Origin of the sequence: Streptococcus pseudopneumoniae (assembly GCF_001074975.1) — a bacterium.
GTDB classification, from domain to species: Bacteria; Bacillota; Bacilli; order Lactobacillales; family Streptococcaceae; genus Streptococcus; species Streptococcus pseudopneumoniae_D.
On the sequence record NZ_JUUO01000029.1, the window covers coordinates 1 to 16,275 of the forward strand.

Sequence of the window (16,275 nt, forward strand, 5' to 3'; positions counted from 1 at the left end):
ACAAAGTAGGCTCCATAATATCCATAGGGGATTTACCCACTACAAATATTATAGAGCCATAAAATCTTGATATTATGCGTTTTATTGTGGAAAGAGCCGATTTTTCGTTAGTTACTAAAATGAATTTTTCCCAGCCTTTTTTAAAATGTTTGGCGTTTTGCTTTGCGCTCCACACGACTGCGAGCTCGATTTTCAGCGCGCTTGGTCTTGCGGCGTTTTTCATCCACAGCCCATTGAATTTTTTTCTTATAACCTGGTTTGACTTTTTTCTTTTTCTTTTTAACCAAACCAATCATTTCGATATCGAGCTTATCTTGTTTTTTCTCACGGTTGGCACGACGATCACGGTCATAAGTATCTTGAAATTCCCCGTCTTTAACCATTTTCGGAGTAAACTTAATTCCTAATTTCTCCAACTCACGGATGTCCGAGTCATCACTTGGCTGATATAGGGTAATAGCTGTACCTGGTAGGCCATTGCGTCCAGTACGACCAACTCGGTGCACGAAGAAGGATAAATCTTGCGGAATGGCATCATTGATGACATGACTAACACCTTCAATGTCAATCCCACGCGCTGCCAAATCCGTTGCGACAATATACTCAAAATCCAGATTTTTCACCTGATTCATGATACGCTTGCGCTCACGAGGAGCAATATCTCCATGAATCTTTGCTACCTTCAAGCCTTGAGCAGTCAAGTAAGCATGCAATTCATCAGCACGCGTTTTAGTGTTCACAAAAATCATTGCCAAATAAGGCTGCATCAACTGGGTCAACTGATAAATTTGAGCGTTTTTGTCACGTCCCTTGGTAGAAATCAACCAATTATCAATAGTGTCAGAAATGACCGTTTTGGTCTTGATTTTTTCCATAACAGGATTTGACAAGTATTTTTTCAAGAATGGTTGCAATTTTTGTGGAATAGTCGCTGAGAAGACCATGAATTGCAAGTCTTTTGGAAGGCTACCAGCAATCTTATCAACAGTTTCCAAAAATCCCATATCCAAGGTCATATCAGCCTCATCGACCACAAAGGTCTTAGCCTTGTGAATAGCTAAATCACCAGATTTAACCAAGTCGTAGATACGACCTGGCGTTCCAATAACAATATGAGGTTGGTTACTTGCCAATTTTTCAATTTGGCGAGCCTTGTCCGTACCACCCACATAATTAACCACACGAACTTCCACTTCTGAGTGAGCTGCAATCTGACGGGCTGCTTGATAAATCTGAGTAGCCAACTCACGGCTCGGTGCCGTAATCACTGCCTGTACACTATCGCTAGCTTCATCTAATTGCTGAAAAATCGGCAACAAGAAAGTGTGAGTCTTACCTGAACCTGTTTTTGATTCTCCTACTAGGTCACGACATGCTAAAACAATAGGAATCAACTTATCTTGCACCTCTGTTGGAGTTGTAAATTTTAACTCCTCCAAGGCTTCTCCAATATAGTTTTTAAATTGAAATTTCGTAAATGACATAATATCCTCGATTCTATCTATCTTATCAATTATACCATATTTTATTTCATTACAGTAGTCTCACTTATAGAGCTTACTTTCAGAGCTTCTCTAGTCAGAAAAAGGCTGGAACTTCATGATTCCAACCTCTTTTCAGTTATTATTTCCAGTTTAAAATAGCATTCAAGCCATAGTGATCACTGACTTGCGGACTCTTGTTACCATCAAATACGACATGTAAATTTTCCAACTCTAATTCTTTAGTAGTAAAAACATAGTCGATTCGAAGGGGTTCAGTGTTTCCTTTCCAGCCATCAATTTCTGGTGGAACAGTATAGCTACCGCTTTTCTCTTGAGCAACTTCAAAAGCGTCTTGTAGGCCTAATGGACTAGCTAAAATAGCTTGATAACCTTCCTGACCAGCTGGGTTGTTAAAATCCCCAGCCAGCAAAAGTGGCTTGTTCAATTCTTTCAAGACATCCTCAAATCGTGCCCATTCTTCTTGGAAACCTTTATCCCACCAAGAAAGGTGGACACTGGCAACTGCAAGCTCCTTACCATCTACTACAGTTTCAGCCAGGGCAACGCGGCGAGTATGATAATCCGTTGGATCATCCACATCTGAAACCAAAATTTCTCGTGCTTCAATAGGTGTTTTAGATAAGATAGCTACACCTTCATGGTAGCGGTCATAACCGATATGATTATAAGCCCAAGTCCAATAGTAATTTTTTCCTTGCTCAGATAACTTTTCAACCAAAAGTCTAACATAATGGTCTTGGTGAATAGGCTCAGCAGCTGGCAAAGCTTGATAGAGATCATTAACTTCTACCTTAGGCGACGTAATCTCCTGATTGATTTCTTGGAAACAAATCAAATCATAGTCTTTATCAAGAATATCTTGGAGCAAGAGCTGGAATTTTTCCTCAGCTTCTTTTTCCATCCAGCTATGAGTATTGAGTGTTAAAAATTTCATGCTTTTCTCCTAAAACAAGAGGTTGGAAAACAGCTTCCAACCTCAAGTATATTACAATTCTACTTTAGCAACTGCTGTTTTAGCTGCAAGAGAACCTGTTTGTTCTAATTTAACTGATTTAATAGCTTCAGCATTTGTGAAGACAACTACTGTAGAAGTTTCACGACCTGCTGCACGGATAGCATCCAAGTCAGCTGTGACAAGAAGGTCACCTGCTGCAACTTTTTGTCCTTCAGCTACATGAACTGTAAATGGTTTTCCTTCAAGACTTACTGTGTCCAAACCAATGTGAACAAGTACTTCAAGACCTGCTTCAGTCACAAGACCAAGAGCATGTTTTGTAGGGAAGATGCTTGATACAGTACCTGAAACTGGAGATACAATGTTTCCATTTGCAGGTTCTACAGCAAATCCATCACCCATCATTTTTTGAGCAAATACTGGATCTTTTACTTGTTCCAAGGCAACAACTTGACCGTCAGCTACTGAGTAAACTTCCTCAGTAAGACCTTTGAATTGAACAGTGTTTTGTTGCGCTTCTGTCATTTGACTTGGAAGAGTTTCAGGAATGATTTCACCTGAATCAAGGATATCTTGGATATCAGATTTCAATACGTCTGCTTTTGGACCATAGATAGCTTGAACTCCTTGTCCTTTCATGACAAGACCCATAGCTCCTTCTGCTTTCCATTGCTCTGCATTTCCTACTTTATCTGCATCTTTAACAGTTACACGAAGACGAGTCATACATGCATCCACATCAACGATGTTTGCACGTCCACCAAGAAGGTTGATAATGTTTACAGCTTGAGAACCTGCTGCAACTTTCACTGCGCTGCTAGCTTCTTCTGAACCTTCAGCAGTTTCGTAGTTACCGTTACGTCCTGGAGTTGCGTAGTTGAATTTTTGAATCATGAAGTTTGCGATAAAGTACATGATTACAGCAAAGAGAACAGTTACCCAAATGAAGTTAATGATATCCATACCGATACCAGCACTGATTGCAATAGGTGTACGAGTCAAGAACTCGATTGAACCGAATGAGTGCATACGTAGGTTTACAACGTCAGCCATAGCGAAGGCAGCACCTTGAACAAGTGAGTAAACAAGATACATAGGTGTTGCTACAAACATGAACATGTATTCGATTGGTTCAGTAACCCCTGTCAAGAATGTTGCAAGAGCTGTCGCAATCATCATACCTTTATATTGGTGTTTCTTGTCAGCATCAACATTACGGTAAATAGCAACGATAACACCCATCAAGATACCGAATGAACCAATCATTTGTCCAACTTTGAAACGAGCTGGGTGAACAGTATCTAACAATTGTTGGTAGTGACTTGCATCTGTACCTTTAAGGTTAACAAGGTCTGTTACCCATGCAAGCCATAGTGGGTCTTGACCAAATACTTGACTACCTTTAGCTGCACCAGTTAAGACCTCATAAGTACCACCAAGAGCTGTGTAGTTCATTGGGATAGTCAACATGTGGTGAAGACCAAATGGCAAGAGCAAACGTTCCAATGTACCATACAAGAATGGTGCAAGGATTGGAGCAGTTTCTTGTGAGTTAGCAATCCAGATACCAAAGCTATTGATACCAGTTTGCACAAGTGGCCAGAAAGCTGAAAGTACAATTGCAGCAATTATTGAACGAAGAATAACTACAAACGGTACAAAACGTTTTCCGTTAAAGAATGAAAGTGCATCAGGAAGCTTACGGAAGTTGTAGTATTTGTTGTAAGCAGTTGCCCCAATAAAACCAGAAATAATCCCTACGAAGACACCCATGTTAAGTGCTGGTGCTTCCATAACGCTAATAAAGTAATCAGCAACTTTGATTGATCCACCAAAGAGTGTTGTTACCATAGCTTCTGGATTTTTCAACATATCTCCTGATACGCCAAAGATTGTACCAGTGATACGATTGATTAGGATAAAGGCAAGACCTGCCGCAAACGCACCACCAGCGCGTTCCTTAGCCCAGCTTCCTCCAATAGCGAGGGCGAACAAGATATGAAGGTTAACGATAACTCCCCAACCGATTTGCTCTAGTACACCACCAGTAATAACGAGTGGAGCAAAGTTAGGGTTAATCATCACAAGCGACTTACCGATTGAAATCATCAAACCAGCAGCCGGCATAACGGCGATAACCACCATCAAAGCCTTACCGAATTTTTGCCAAAACTCGAAAGACAAGACATTTTTGAATGTATCTTTCATCATTCAAATCTCCTTTATTTTTATTTAGGCAAACGTTTTACGAAAACGTTTGCACTTAACTATGTATTAATTATACCACTTTAATTTTTTTTGTAAAGGCTTTTATAAAAAAAAGTAGACTTTTTTCTAAAATTTTTGTAGTAAAAGAGGAGATATTAAAATCTCCTCAAATATACATCTATTTAAATTTAAATTTTTAAGAATCGACGCATTGAAATTCCTGATCCAATTGAACCAATAAAAATTCCAATAATAAACAAGAGGGCTATTATTAGTGGACTAAATACTTCTGGTGAAATCATAGAAAGATTTTGACCGACTAATGACTTATTAACCGATTGGTAAACCATTTGATAAACAACGAATACTAAAACCGATGGAAGGGTTGCTCCAAGTAATCCGATGAAAGCCCCCTCAAGGAGGAATGGTCCTCGGATATAGCTATTCTTAGCACCAACCAAGCGCATAATTTGAATTTCTCGACTGCGAGAAATAATGGTAATACGAATGGTATTAGAAATCAAGAAGACTGCAATGAAAATCAAGAGTCCTGCTATAACTAATCCCCAAACACGGATAAATGATGCTAGTTGGAATAGGCGTTCTGTATTGGCACCACCATCCTGAACCTCAGACACACCTTCAATTTTTTTAGCATCCTCGGCTACAGTTTTTACATCACTTGGCGTATTTGTATCAACGACATAGGCATCATAGAGAGGATTGGCATCTCCTTCAAAGATTTTCCAGTTGTCACCCATTGTCTCGGTTAATTTTTCATATTGTTCTTCTTTACTTGAAAAAGTAACACTCTTAACCATAGACATGCCCTTCAAGGCATTATATACCTTATGGTAGTCATTATTTGTAACAGTTTGACCTTCTTTTTCAATAGTCTCGCTATTATCAGCGACATCCTTACGAATGTAAACCATTACTCGGACATTATTTTCAATATCTGTAGCCAGTTTCGCTGTATTGAAAATAACAGAAGCAAATATGGCAACCAAGGTTAACGTAATCATGACTGAGCTGACAGCAGCTACTGTCATCCAACCATTTCGTTTCAAACTTTTTAATGATTCAAATAAATGGCGAAAAAATCTACTAATCATCGTATCCATACTCTCCTTTTGATTCGTCACGGACGACACGGCCATTTTCAATGGCAATGACACGGTGGCGCAAGGTATTTACAATCTGGCTATTATGAGTCGCCATCAAAATAGTTGTTCCTTGTAAGTTAATCCGTTCCAAGAGATTCATAATTTCCCATGAATTATCCGGATCCAAGTTTCCTGTTGGTTCATCAGCTATCAGTACTTTTGGATTGTTTACAATAGCTCGTGCAATCGCAATCCGCTGTTGCTCCCCACCTGAGAGCTCATTTGGAAAAGAACGAACCTTATGCTTCAATCCAACCAAGTCCAAAACTTCCATCACTCGTTTTTTGATATTACGGCGATTTTCCCCAATTACTTCCATAGCATAAGCAATATTTTCATAGACAGTTTTCTTTGGCAACAGTTTATAATCCTGGAAGACAACCCCAATACTACGACGTAGAAGCGGGACATCTTTCTTTTTAATCTTAACCAGATTAAAACCAGCAACTGATAGGCTTCCTTTATCGATTTTTACTTCACGATACAAAGAACGAATAAAAGTTGACTTCCCTGCTCCTGAAGGTCCTACGATGTAAGCAAATTCCCCTGGATCAACGCTAACTGAAACACCTCGTAGAGCAGTCGTTCCATTGTCGTATTTTTTGACGACATCTCTCATTTCAATAATTGACATGTGAGTTCCTTTCTATCTTAGCTGATGCGCCACTTGAGATAGGCATCAATAAAACCATCTAGGTCTCCATCCATCACCTTATCTACTTGTGCAACTTCAAAGCTAGTTCGGTGATCTTTTACCATAGTATATGGCGTGAAAACATAAGAACGGATTTGGCTTCCCCATGTGATTTCTTTTTTCTCACCTTTGAGGGAATCTACCTCCGCAGCTTTCTTTTCTTGCTCCATTTGATAGAGCTTTGCCTGCAACATTTTCATAGCACGATCTCTATTTCCATATTGGGTACGATCGACCGTTGACTGGACGACAGTTCCCGTAGGAATGTGTGTCAAACGCACACCTGTTGAAACTTTATTGACGTTCTGTCCACCAGCACCACCTGAACGGAAGGTGTCCATTTTGATATCATCTTCACGGATTTCCACTTCAATAGTATCATCCAACTCAGGCATCACTTCTACAGATGTAAAAGAGGTATGGCGACGTTTGGCAGAGTCAAATGGTGAAATACGAACCAAACGGTGAACACCCATTTCTGACTTGAGGAGACCATAGGCATTAGGCCCTTCAAAGGACAAGGTCACCGACTTAATACCTGCTTCATCACCAGCTTGGTAATCCAAGACTTCTACTTTAAAGCCTTTAGCATTTCCATAGCGAGTGTACATACGAAGTAACATATCACCCCAGTCTTGCGCCTCTGTACCACCAGATCCTGGATGGATTTCCAAGATGGCATTATTATGGTCATAAGGTTCTGACAAGAGGAGGGTCATCTCGTAGCTGGTCATCATCTTATCAAGTTCGGATAACTGCGTTACCAGTTCTTCTTGAACCGACTCGTCTTCTGCTAAGAAGTCCAATAAAATTTCGACTTCATCCTGCAACTCTTCCATTTTGTGGAAGGTGTTATAGGTGTTTTTTAATTCATTTAATTCTTGCGACGTTTTTTGGGCCGCGATATTATCGTTCCAAAAATCAGGTTCTGTCATCTTGTTTTCCAAGATAGCAATCTCTTCTTCTAAACCTTCGAGGTCAAAGAGACCCCCTGAAAGAAGCTAATTTTTCACGATTTGCGTCAATTTTCTGACGAATTTCTGAAATGTCCATAAATACTCCTTTTTTGTATCGTTTTATTATACCATATTCTCTCATTTCTTTCCATCTTTTGCTCTAATCCCATATTACATGTAAAAAAGAAGCCTTTCGGCTTCCATGCTTACAAAATTTTAGCAGAAGTACGACTAATCTCTTCTACTTGAATATTTTCAGCTTCAAATTTTTGCTTTAAGGCTGTCAAATCAACTGAACCATCAATTTGAACTTCGATAATCACCTTACCATCTTTACGCGGAATATTTACTGTATGGGAGATATTCAAATTTTCTTCAACGATTAGAGAAACAATCTTACCAAGAACGCCGACTTCATTTTCCGTAACAAAGCGCACACGAATTCCTTCTTCTCCATAGCCAGCAATTTCAAGAAAGGCTTGGAAAACGTCACGATCTGTAATAACACCATAGACTTGATGGTTATCTACGACAGGAAGAATACCAATCTTGTTTTTCAACATCAGATAAGTTGCATCTTCTAGACTAGCATAGCCTGAGACAGTGACAACATCACGAATCATGACATCTTTTACTTTTGTCTTATTCAGAAGATAATTCATCTCATAGATAGAAAGACTTGTTGCTTTGGATGGACTTGCTTGCGCAATGGTTCCCTCAGTCACCAAACCAACCAATTGATCATTTTCGATAACAGGCAAGCGGTGCAAACCTTGCTCTCTCATCAAATCTGCTGCATGAGATACTGTTGTATCTGGACTAATGTACACTACCTTGCGGGTCATAAAATCTTTAACTGCCATGAGACTTCTCCTTTTCTATTCTTATCCCTATTATACAATCTTTTTGTAAATCTATCAAACGCTTACATTTCTTTTTCAAAATTCAGAAAAGTATGAATAAGCTAGCAAAAAGAGCTCTAAAATCGAGCTCTATGAATGAAAGTAAGATAGCTTTCATTCGATTTTTTCAATTATTAAAAATTAGCCTTTTAATGTAGATGAAGATTGCTTTACAATCTATATCTGCCGACTAAAAAGGTACCCCAGACTATTAATGAGGATTACTTCGTAATCTTCATTTGCAACCTAAACTAGTCTCCCAGACTAGTTTAGCCACCCAGATATGCTTTTCTGACTTCTTCTGATGAGGCAAGTTCTTTTCCTGTTCCTGATAGGACGATTTTCCCTGTTTCCAATACATAGCCTCGGTCAGAGATTGCGAGTGCTTTATTGGCATTTTGTTCAATCAAGAGGACGGTTGTTCCTTGTTTCTGGATGTCTTGAATGATATCAAAAATCTCTTGGATAAAGATTGGTGCAAGTCCCATTGATGGTTCATCTAAAAGAAGAAGTTTTGGTGTTGACATGAGGGCGCGTCCCATGGCAAGCATTTGTTGTTCTCCCCCTGAAAGAGTGGCTGCATCTTGGTTCTTCCGTTCTTCTAGACGTGGGAAGCGTGAGAAAACTTTCTTCAAGTTAGCTTGATTTTCTTCACGATTTTTCTTTAAGAAAGCTCCCATTTCAAGATTTTCCATAACAGTCAAGCCAGGGAAGACGTGGCGTCCTTCTGGTACTTGTGAAAGCCCACCTGCCACGATTTTCTGAGCTGGCATTTTTTGGATTTCTTGACCTAAAAATTCAATTTTTCCTGAACTTGGTCTAACTAGACCAGACAAAGTACGGAGAATAGTTGTCTTACCTGCACCATTGGCACCGATAAGGGAAACAACTTCACCTTCATTAACTTCAAAGCTTACATCACGGACTGCTTGGATCATACCGTAATGTACAGAAAGATTTTCAACTTTTAACATAGACATTAGGCTTCACCTCCTAGATAAGCTTCGATAACGCGTTTATTGGTCTTAATTTCGTCTGGAGTTCCTTGAGCAATCAAACGACCATATTCAAGTACGTAGATGCGTTCTGTTACTTCCATGACCAGATTCATATCGTGTTCAATCAACATGATTGTAATTTTAAATTCATCTTTGATACGACGAATTAACTCAGTCAATTCCGCTGTTTCCTGTGGGTTCATACCTGCTGCTGGTTCATCTAAAAAGAGAATTTTAGGTTCCGTAGCAAGGGCACGAACAATTTCCAAACGACGTTGTTGTCCGTAGGCGAGGTTTTTAGCAAGAGTCTCTGCATCACCATCTAAATCAAAGATTTTCAATAATTCCAAAGCTTTAGCTTTTAATTCTTTTTCACTCTTGTAAAAAGCTGGTAAGCGTAAGAAACTAGCAATAACATGTTGTTTGTGATGGTTGCCAAAAGCAATCAAAACATTGTCCAAAACTGTTAAATCTTTAAAGAGACGGATATTTTGGAAAGTACGTCCAAGTCCCAAAGAGGCAATCTTATAGGGTGACTTCCCATTTAAAAGGTGACCATCAAGGGTAACTGTTCCCTCACTTGGTTCATAAACACCCGTCAAGAGGTTAAAAAGAGTGGTTTTACCAGCTCCGTTTGGACCGATTAGTCCAACCAATTCCCCTTCGTTCAATTCAAGAGTCACATCTCCAACAGCTGTTAGACCGCCAAAATGTTTGGTTAACTGTTTTACTTCAAGTAATGCCATTAGTTTTGTTCCTCCTTCTTAGATTTTTTAAAGAAACGTGATAGGCTCAATTCCCATGTTCCAAGAAGTCCACCTGGTCTGAAAATCATTACCAATACCAAGGCCAAAGCGTAAATAATCATACGCACGCTGGCAACATCTTGGAGAAGCATATTCAAAATTCCAAGAACAATGGCTGAAACAATTGCACCTGTAATGGAACCAAGTCCACCAAATACAACAATAATCAAAACGTTGATTGAGTTGATGAAAGTGTAATCTTTCGGTACAACTGAACCGATAAATCCTGCTTGAAGCGACCCTGCAATACTTGCAGTGATAGCACCAAAGACAAAGGCGATGATTTTAATTTTAGTCGTATTAACCCCAACTGACTCAGCAGCGATTTCATCCTCACGAACAGAGAGGGTTGAACGCCCAATTGGACTACGCAAGAAGTTCAAGGTTGCAATCGTTGTAATCACGACAAAGAAGTATACCATTTGCCAAGTTGTAAAGTTAGGAATCCCTAAGATACCTGCCGCACCATTTGTAAGGCTTCCACCGTTGATGATAAAAATACGGATGATTTCAGAAACACCTAGAGTCGCTACCGCAAGATAGTCCCCCTTCAAGCGCAAGGTTGGAATTCCGACAAGCAAGGCAACGGCTCCTGAAAGCAAAGCCCCTATCAGCATAGCTCCAAAGAAGGCAGCGTAGGTTGGTGATTTAGAACCAATAATAGCTGCTGCATAGGCACCAATCGCCATGAAACCAGCATGCCCAAGTGAAAATTGTCCTGAAAAACCAACGATTAAGTTGAGACCAACAGCCAGAATAATATTAATTCCAATTTGTTGTAAAATCTGTACATAGAATAGGTTGAGTACTCCGACTGAAACCAGTACACTAATCAAGCCATAGCCAGCTAACAAAAGGAGTAACCATAGAATATTAACTTTTAAATTTTCTTTCATCGTTTACACCTTCTCTTTCACATTCTTACCAAGGATACCAGCTGGGCGGACAATCAAGATCAACAACAAGATTCCATAAACAATGGCATCACGGAAGTCTGACATTCCAAAGGCTGTCGCAAAGGTTTCTAATAGACCAATTACAAAACCACCAAGAGCCGCACCAGGAATGATTCCGATACCACCAAGTACAGCAGCAACGAAAGATTTAAGACCTGGAGTCACTCCCATCAAAGGCTCAAGAGAGTTATAATAGAGGGCAATCAGAACACCAGCCGCACCCGCAAGAGCTGAACCCAAAGCGAAGGTAAAGCTGATAGTACGGTTTACATTGATCCCCATCAATTGCGCTGCATCGCTATCTACAGATACCGCACGCATGGCTTTCCCCATCTTTGTTTTTTGCACAATGACCTGTAACAAAATCATCAAAATCAAGGAAATGGCCAAGATCATTAACTGCACATTTGTTAGGCTAACTGGTCCCAAATCATAGCGAACTGTTTGAATCGCTTGAGGGAAAGCACGAGTATTAGCACCAACCAGATAGACCATCCCATACTCCAATAGGAAAGAAACCCCAATAGCTGTAATCAAAACAGCAATACGCGTAGAGTGGCGCAAAGGTCGGTAAGCAAGGAACTCAATCACGACACCAAGAATGGCTGTCGCTAGCATAGCTACAATAAGCGCTACAAAAAAATTCATTTGGAAAGAATTAATCAAGAAATAACCGATAAAGGCTCCCATCATATAAATATCACCGTGGGCGAAGTTGATGAGCTTGATAATTCCATAAACCATGGTATACCCTAGGGCTAACAGCGCGTATACACTACCTAGAATCAAACCATTTACTAGTTGTTGGAGCATAAGATTCACTCTTTCTATTTATAATTCCGAGGGTTTTCCCTCACTTTTTGATAGGTTCTTAAACATCGAAACAGGGAGTGAGTCCGAGGCTCATTCCCTATTTCAACATTTTCTATTATGGTTTTACAACTTCTGCTGCTTCAACCTTACCATTGTTCATGGTCATCATGTAAGCAGTTTTGACTGTGTTGTGGTCTGCATCGAAGCTTGTTTGACCAGTTACACCTTCAAAGTCTTTTGTTTTAGCAAGGTTATCCTTGATTTCACCAGAGTTTTTAGCACCTTTTGCTGCGTTTGCTACAAGGTGAACTGAGTCATAAGCCAAGGCTGCAAATGTTGAAGGCTCTTCATTGTACTTAGCACGATATGCGTCAAGGAAGGCTTTTGCTTTAGCTGAAACTTCTACAGTAGTTGAGAAGCCTGAGATAAAGTAGATGTTTGATGCTTTTTCAGCAGTTGCTTGTTGTACAAATTCTTCACCGTTGAATCCATCGCCACCAACGATTGGTTTGTCAATTCCCATGCCACGCGCTTGGTTTACAATTTTACCAGCTTCAGTGTAGTAACCAGGGACGATGATAGCATCAAAGTCTTTCCCTTTCATTTTTGTAAGGGCTGCTTGGAAGTCTGTGTCACCTGCTACGAAAGTTTCATCAGCAACGATTTCACCCTTGTATGACTCGCGGAAAGATTTGGCAATACCTTTAGCATAGTCGCTGGCATTGTCAGTGTAAAGAACTACTTTCTTAGCTTGCAATTTTTCAGAAACATAGTTTGAGATAATTTTTCCTTGGAAGCTATCTTGGAAAGTTCCGATAAAAAGGTAATCTTGACCTTTAGTCAATCCATCTTGAGTCGCACTTGGTGAGATCAACGGAACACCTGCTTTTGTAGCGTTCGCTACCGCAGCTGCAGTCGCACCAGATGTCGCAGGTCCTACGATTGCTGATACTTTAGATTGAGTTACAAGGTTAGTTGTTACTGAAGCCGCCTCAGCTGTTTCAGACTTGTTATCTTTATCAACTACTTCGATTTGTTTTCCATCGATACCACCTGCTGCATTGATTTCATCAACAGCAAGTTGAGCACCTTTTTGTTCAGATGTTCCGTAGGCTGCTACAGCACCAGTTTCTTCGAAGTTAAATCCGATTTTGATTGTCTTTTCCTCTACTGAGTTACCAGTAGCGTTTGACGCTCCAGACTTCACTTCTCCACAGGCTGCAAGAAGTGCTACACTTGCAAGCGCCACAAACGATAGGGCAAATTTTTTCTTCATCTTTTTTGTCTCCTTATTTCTTAAATAAATAGCATGTTAAGAATATACCGAATTATCAGAAAATTGTCAACACTTTTCTTGAACTTTTTCGATGATAACGTTTTCCTCTCGATAAAGATTGCCCACAAAGGGTGTTTCTAGCTCTTGGATATGACAAACTCTGACTTTTTTTATAAACTTTTCCTTGCTCAAGCGCCCGACCAATTGCTCCACTTCTTGAGTTGGAACATAAAGCTGTAAGTAACGATGTTTCTTGGAATGATAGGTAATATCTCCATAATCCTGCAGTTTTTTGGCATCACGATTATAGTAAAGATAGATAATCAATCCAGATCGATTGACTTTTTCAAACATGATAAATCCTCTTTCTAAGAAATCTCCCTCTATTATACCAAAAAAAGCAAACTCAGTCGAGTTTGCCTTCTTTCATCATTAGTTCAATGAATTGTTGGCCATGATTTCATCAATAAAGCCATATTCAAGTGTTTCTTGGGCACTCATCCAGTTATCTCTCTCTGCATCTGCGTGAACTTTTTCGATTGACTGACCTGAATTTTCAGCCAAGATTTTTTCCAAAGTGTTACGAGTTTTAAGCAAGTGTTCTGCAGCAATCGCCATATCGGTTTGTTGAGTACCACCACCTGTACCACCCATTGGTTGGTGGATCATGTATTCAGCATTTGGAAGCATGAAACGTTTTCCTTTTGCTCCACTTGATGCAATGACCGTCCCCATAGATGCGGCCATTCCCATAACAATGGTTTGGACATCTGCCTTGATAAAGTTCATGGTATCAACTATTGCCAAACCAGCTGAAACGGAACCCCCAGGTGTGTTTACATAAAGGTAAATATCTTTTGTGCTGTCTTGGGCATCCAAGAAAAGCAATTGGGCAATAACAGAGTTGGCCATATTGTCTTCAACTGGACCTGTCAGCATAATGATGCGGTCTTTGAGAAGACGTGAATAAATATCGTAAGAACGTTCTCCACGGCTTGTTTGTTCAATAACTACAGGAATCATTTATTTCTCCTTTTGAGTTTTATTTTGTTGGTCAAATGACTGAAGATAAGACTATTATAATATCTTGGTCAAAAAAGGTCAAATTTTTGCTCTGTTTTCATTAGACAGAAACAAAAATTCAACCTCCTTTCACGACTGGAAATCCTTTTCAAAGTCAATCTCTTTTTAATTTTATTTTGTACCGAACAAGCGGTCCCCAGCATCTCCAAGACCTGGAACGATATAACCGTGTTCGTTCAAGCGTTCATCCAAGGCTGCTGTAAAGATTTCTACATCTGGATGAGCTTCTTGAAGAGCTTTTACACCTTCTGGAGCAGATACAAGGCAGACAAATTTGATATTTGATGCGCCACGTTTTTTAAGCGAGTCAACAGCCAAGATTGCTGAGCCACCTGTTGCCAACATTGGGTCTACGACAAAAATTTGACGTTGGTCAATATCTTCAGGCAATTTCACCAAGTACTCAACTGGTTGAAGTGTTTCTTCATCACGGTACATACCGATGTGACCAACCTTAGCAGCTGGAACCAAGCTCAAGAGCCCATCAACCATCCCGATACCTGCACGCAAGATTGGAACGATGGCCAATTTCTTACCAGCCAATTGTTTTTGAACTGTTTTTGTGATTGGTGTTTCGATTTCCACATCTTCTAGTGGAAGATCACGAAGTACTTCATACCCCATCAACATTGCAATCTCATCTACTAGCTCACGGAAAGCTTTTGTAGAAGTATCTGTACGACGCAAGATTGACAATTTGTGTTGAATCAGTGGATGATTAATAACTTCAATTTTTCCCATTTTTGGAATTCCTTCTTTCAATTTATTCTTCTTATTATACCAAAAAACGGGGTAAAAATCTTTCTAAACCATTTATTTTTGATAATTTTTACATTAGATCTGCCTCTTTAAGAGCTGTCTGTACTGTCTCAAGTGGTAAATGGGTCAATTCTGTTCCCTTTTCTTGATAAAGGTATTGGGCATAGTCGTCCATTCTGTACTGGTTGATATAAACCACGCGCTTGCAACCGACCTGCAACAATTGTTTCGTGCAATTTAGACAAGGAAAATGGGTCACATAGGCTGTAAAACCTTTGGGAACACCACGTTCTGCACCTTGAAGGATAGCATTAACTTCGGCGTGAAGGGTACGAACACAGTGGCCTTCAATGACCAGACATTCGTGATCAATACAATGCTCAGTCCCTGACACCGAACCATTGTAACCAGTGGAAATAACCTTATTGTCCTTTACCAGAATTGCGCCCACTTTGGCACGTTTACAAGTGGAACGATTGGCAATTAGTAGGGCTTGGGCTGCAAAGTACTCATCCCAGGCTAGTCTTTTTTCAGTCATCTCTTTTCTCCTTTTTCTCTATTTTTTTAAAAATGGTAACCGTAAATCCGCAATCTTTTCAGCAGGTACTTTCATGCCATCCTTGATCCATTTTAGAAGGACAGAGACGATGGCTGAGCTCCAAAAGGAATGAAGATAAGAGCTGACACCTTTTGATTTTCCATGGTATTTTTCTAGAAATTCCTGCATAGCTTGGACAAAGATTTTTTCCAAATGATAATCTAAGGCTAATTGAATCACTCTGGCTTCCTTTCTTGCTTCTCGGAAAAGGTGAACCCAGACCAGATAAAGGTCTGTCTTTAAATCATAATGATGCAACTGTTCCATAATATTGTGGACAGTTCGTTTAAAGACACTTTCTAAAATCTCCTCTTTGGAATCATAATTGCGATAAAAGGCCGCACGAGAAACGCCTGCACGTTTGACCAATTCAGAAATACTAATCTTGGTCAAGTCCTTTTTTTCCAAGAGCTGCAAGAGGGCTGTTTCAATGGCTTCTCTGGTTATTAAATTGGATTCCTGGTTTGATTTTCTGAGATTTTCAAGAGATTTTTCGGAGATTCTACGTTCAGACATAACATTTTCTTTCTTCTTGTCACAACAGACGGATGAGGCTTTTGTTTCAAGGGTTTTCATGATATAATTGTAAAAAAAGACAGA

General features: G+C 39.8%; 17 protein-coding genes. All 17 read right to left on the bottom strand.

Features of this window, described 5'->3' with window-relative positions; genetic code table 11:
• Window positions 1-140: 140 nt before the first annotated feature.
• Window positions 141-1,484 carry a DEAD/DEAH box helicase gene (locus ADI86_RS01395; RefSeq protein WP_049531474.1) on the bottom strand — a complete coding sequence of 448 codons (1,344 nt, stop codon included), beginning with the start codon at window positions 1,482-1,484 and terminating at the stop codon, window positions 141-143.
• Window positions 1,485-1,623: 139 nt separating this feature from the next.
• Window positions 1,624-2,439, bottom strand: coding sequence for an endonuclease/exonuclease/phosphatase family protein (locus tag ADI86_RS01400; protein ID WP_049531475.1), 816 nt, complete (start codon window positions 2,437-2,439; stop codon window positions 1,624-1,626).
• Window positions 2,440-2,490: 51 nt separating this feature from the next.
• The gene (locus ADI86_RS01405; RefSeq protein WP_080983147.1) at window positions 2,491-4,671 is read right to left on the bottom strand and encodes a PTS transporter subunit IIBC; all 2,181 of its coding nucleotides are present in this window, start codon (window positions 4,669-4,671) and stop codon (window positions 2,491-2,493) included.
• A 185-nt stretch (window positions 4,672-4,856) separates the two neighbouring features.
• Window positions 4,857-5,783 (bottom strand): permease-like cell division protein FtsX, encoded by a 927-nt coding sequence (gene ftsX, locus ADI86_RS01410; RefSeq protein WP_000625546.1) that lies wholly within the window; start codon window positions 5,781-5,783, stop codon window positions 4,857-4,859.
• Entirely contained in the window at window positions 5,776-6,468 is a 693-nt protein-coding gene (gene ftsE / locus ADI86_RS01415) for a cell division ATP-binding protein FtsE (protein WP_000022261.1), read from the bottom strand. Before ftsE ends, ftsX begins: the two co-directional genes overlap by 8 nt.
• A gap of 17 nt (window positions 6,469-6,485) precedes the next feature.
• Window positions 6,486-7,581, bottom strand: a protein-coding gene (gene prfB, locus ADI86_RS01420; protein ID WP_100198772.1) for a peptide chain release factor 2 whose coding sequence is annotated in 2 segments (ribosomal slippage) — window positions 6,486-7,508 and window positions 7,510-7,581 — 1,095 coding nt in all. Because the reading frame shifts where the segments join, the coding sequence is not laid out codon by codon here.
• Between the two features lie 109 nt (window positions 7,582-7,690).
• Window positions 7,691-8,347, bottom strand: coding sequence for a CBS domain-containing protein (locus ADI86_RS01425; RefSeq protein ID WP_000268671.1), 657 nt, complete (start codon window positions 8,345-8,347; stop codon window positions 7,691-7,693).
• 308 nt (window positions 8,348-8,655) lie between these two features.
• On the bottom strand, window positions 8,656-9,366 hold the full coding sequence (locus ADI86_RS01430) for an ABC transporter ATP-binding protein (protein WP_000062219.1): 711 nt from the start codon (window positions 9,364-9,366) through the stop codon (window positions 8,656-8,658).
• The gene (locus ADI86_RS01435) at window positions 9,366-10,130 is read right to left on the bottom strand and encodes an ABC transporter ATP-binding protein (RefSeq protein WP_001186009.1); all 765 of its coding nucleotides are present in this window, start codon (window positions 10,128-10,130) and stop codon (window positions 9,366-9,368) included. The genes ADI86_RS01430 and ADI86_RS01435 overlap by 1 nt, the downstream gene beginning before the upstream one ends.
• A complete protein-coding gene (locus ADI86_RS01440; protein ID WP_000662280.1) occupies window positions 10,130-11,086 on the bottom strand; it encodes a branched-chain amino acid ABC transporter permease in 957 nt (318 codons plus the stop codon). Before ADI86_RS01440 ends, ADI86_RS01435 begins: the two co-directional genes overlap by 1 nt.
• A 3-nt stretch (window positions 11,087-11,089) precedes the next feature.
• Window positions 11,090-11,959 (bottom strand): branched-chain amino acid ABC transporter permease, encoded by an 870-nt coding sequence (locus ADI86_RS01445; protein WP_000941427.1) that lies wholly within the window; start codon window positions 11,957-11,959, stop codon window positions 11,090-11,092.
• Window positions 11,960-12,074: 115 nt separating this feature from the next.
• Window positions 12,075-13,235, bottom strand: coding sequence for an ABC transporter substrate-binding protein (locus ADI86_RS01450; RefSeq protein WP_000726123.1), 1,161 nt, complete (start codon window positions 13,233-13,235; stop codon window positions 12,075-12,077).
• Between the two features lie 66 nt (window positions 13,236-13,301).
• Window positions 13,302-13,589, bottom strand: a complete 288-nt coding sequence (locus ADI86_RS01455; RefSeq protein ID WP_000462127.1) for a YlbG family protein — start codon at window positions 13,587-13,589, stop codon at window positions 13,302-13,304.
• Between the two features lie 78 nt (window positions 13,590-13,667).
• On the bottom strand, window positions 13,668-14,258 hold the full coding sequence (gene clpP, locus ADI86_RS01460; protein ID WP_000613475.1) for an ATP-dependent Clp protease proteolytic subunit ClpP: 591 nt from the start codon (window positions 14,256-14,258) through the stop codon (window positions 13,668-13,670).
• A 171-nt stretch (window positions 14,259-14,429) separates the two neighbouring features.
• Window positions 14,430-15,059, bottom strand: coding sequence for a uracil phosphoribosyltransferase (gene upp, locus ADI86_RS01465; RefSeq protein WP_000515974.1), 630 nt, complete (start codon window positions 15,057-15,059; stop codon window positions 14,430-14,432).
• An 88-nt stretch (window positions 15,060-15,147) separates the two neighbouring features.
• Window positions 15,148-15,615: a deoxycytidylate deaminase gene (locus ADI86_RS01470; protein WP_000136976.1), complete on the bottom strand. Its 468-nt coding sequence runs from the start codon at window positions 15,613-15,615 to the stop codon at window positions 15,148-15,150.
• 18 nt (window positions 15,616-15,633) lie between these two features.
• Window positions 15,634-16,191, bottom strand: a complete 558-nt coding sequence (locus ADI86_RS01475) for a TetR/AcrR family transcriptional regulator (protein ID WP_049531476.1) — start codon at window positions 16,189-16,191, stop codon at window positions 15,634-15,636.
• Between the last annotated feature and the right edge of the window lie 84 nt (window positions 16,192-16,275).

What these genes read in the sequence shown, in the direction of transcription:
- ADI86_RS01395 (WP_049531474.1), bottom strand. Translation starts at nt 1,484, where the DNA reads ATGTCATTTACGAAATTTCAATTTAAAAACTATATTGGAGAAGCCTTG.
- ADI86_RS01400 (WP_049531475.1), bottom strand. Translation starts at nt 2,439, where the DNA reads ATGAAATTTTTAACACTCAATACTCATAGCTGGATGGAAAAAGAAGCT.
- ADI86_RS01405 (WP_080983147.1), bottom strand. Translation starts at nt 4,671, where the DNA reads ATGATGAAAGATACATTCAAAAATGTCTTGTCTTTCGAGTTTTGGCAA.
- ftsX (WP_000625546.1), bottom strand. Translation starts at nt 5,783, where the DNA reads ATGATTAGTAGATTTTTTCGCCATTTATTTGAATCATTAAAAAGTTTG.
- ftsE (WP_000022261.1), bottom strand. Translation starts at nt 6,468, where the DNA reads ATGTCAATTATTGAAATGAGAGATGTCGTCAAAAAATACGACAATGGA.
- ADI86_RS01425 (WP_000268671.1), bottom strand. Translation starts at nt 8,347, where the DNA reads ATGGCAGTTAAAGATTTTATGACCCGCAAGGTAGTGTACATTAGTCCA.
- ADI86_RS01430 (WP_000062219.1), bottom strand. Translation starts at nt 9,366, where the DNA reads ATGTCTATGTTAAAAGTTGAAAATCTTTCTGTACATTACGGTATGATC.
- ADI86_RS01435 (WP_001186009.1), bottom strand. Translation starts at nt 10,130, where the DNA reads ATGGCATTACTTGAAGTAAAACAGTTAACCAAACATTTTGGCGGTCTA.
- ADI86_RS01440 (WP_000662280.1), bottom strand. Translation starts at nt 11,086, where the DNA reads ATGAAAGAAAATTTAAAAGTTAATATTCTATGGTTACTCCTTTTGTTA.
- ADI86_RS01445 (WP_000941427.1), bottom strand. Translation starts at nt 11,959, where the DNA reads ATGCTCCAACAACTAGTAAATGGTTTGATTCTAGGTAGTGTATACGCG.
- ADI86_RS01450 (WP_000726123.1), bottom strand. Translation starts at nt 13,235, where the DNA reads ATGAAGAAAAAATTTGCCCTATCGTTTGTGGCGCTTGCAAGTGTAGCA.
- ADI86_RS01455 (WP_000462127.1), bottom strand. Translation starts at nt 13,589, where the DNA reads ATGTTTGAAAAAGTCAATCGATCTGGATTGATTATCTATCTTTACTAT.
- clpP (WP_000613475.1), bottom strand. Translation starts at nt 14,258, where the DNA reads ATGATTCCTGTAGTTATTGAACAAACAAGCCGTGGAGAACGTTCTTAC.
- upp (WP_000515974.1), bottom strand. Translation starts at nt 15,059, where the DNA reads ATGGGAAAAATTGAAGTTATTAATCATCCACTGATTCAACACAAATTG.
- ADI86_RS01470 (WP_000136976.1), bottom strand. Translation starts at nt 15,615, where the DNA reads ATGACTGAAAAAAGACTAGCCTGGGATGAGTACTTTGCAGCCCAAGCC.
- ADI86_RS01475 (WP_049531476.1), bottom strand. Translation starts at nt 16,191, where the DNA reads ATGTCTGAACGTAGAATCTCCGAAAAATCTCTTGAAAATCTCAGAAAA.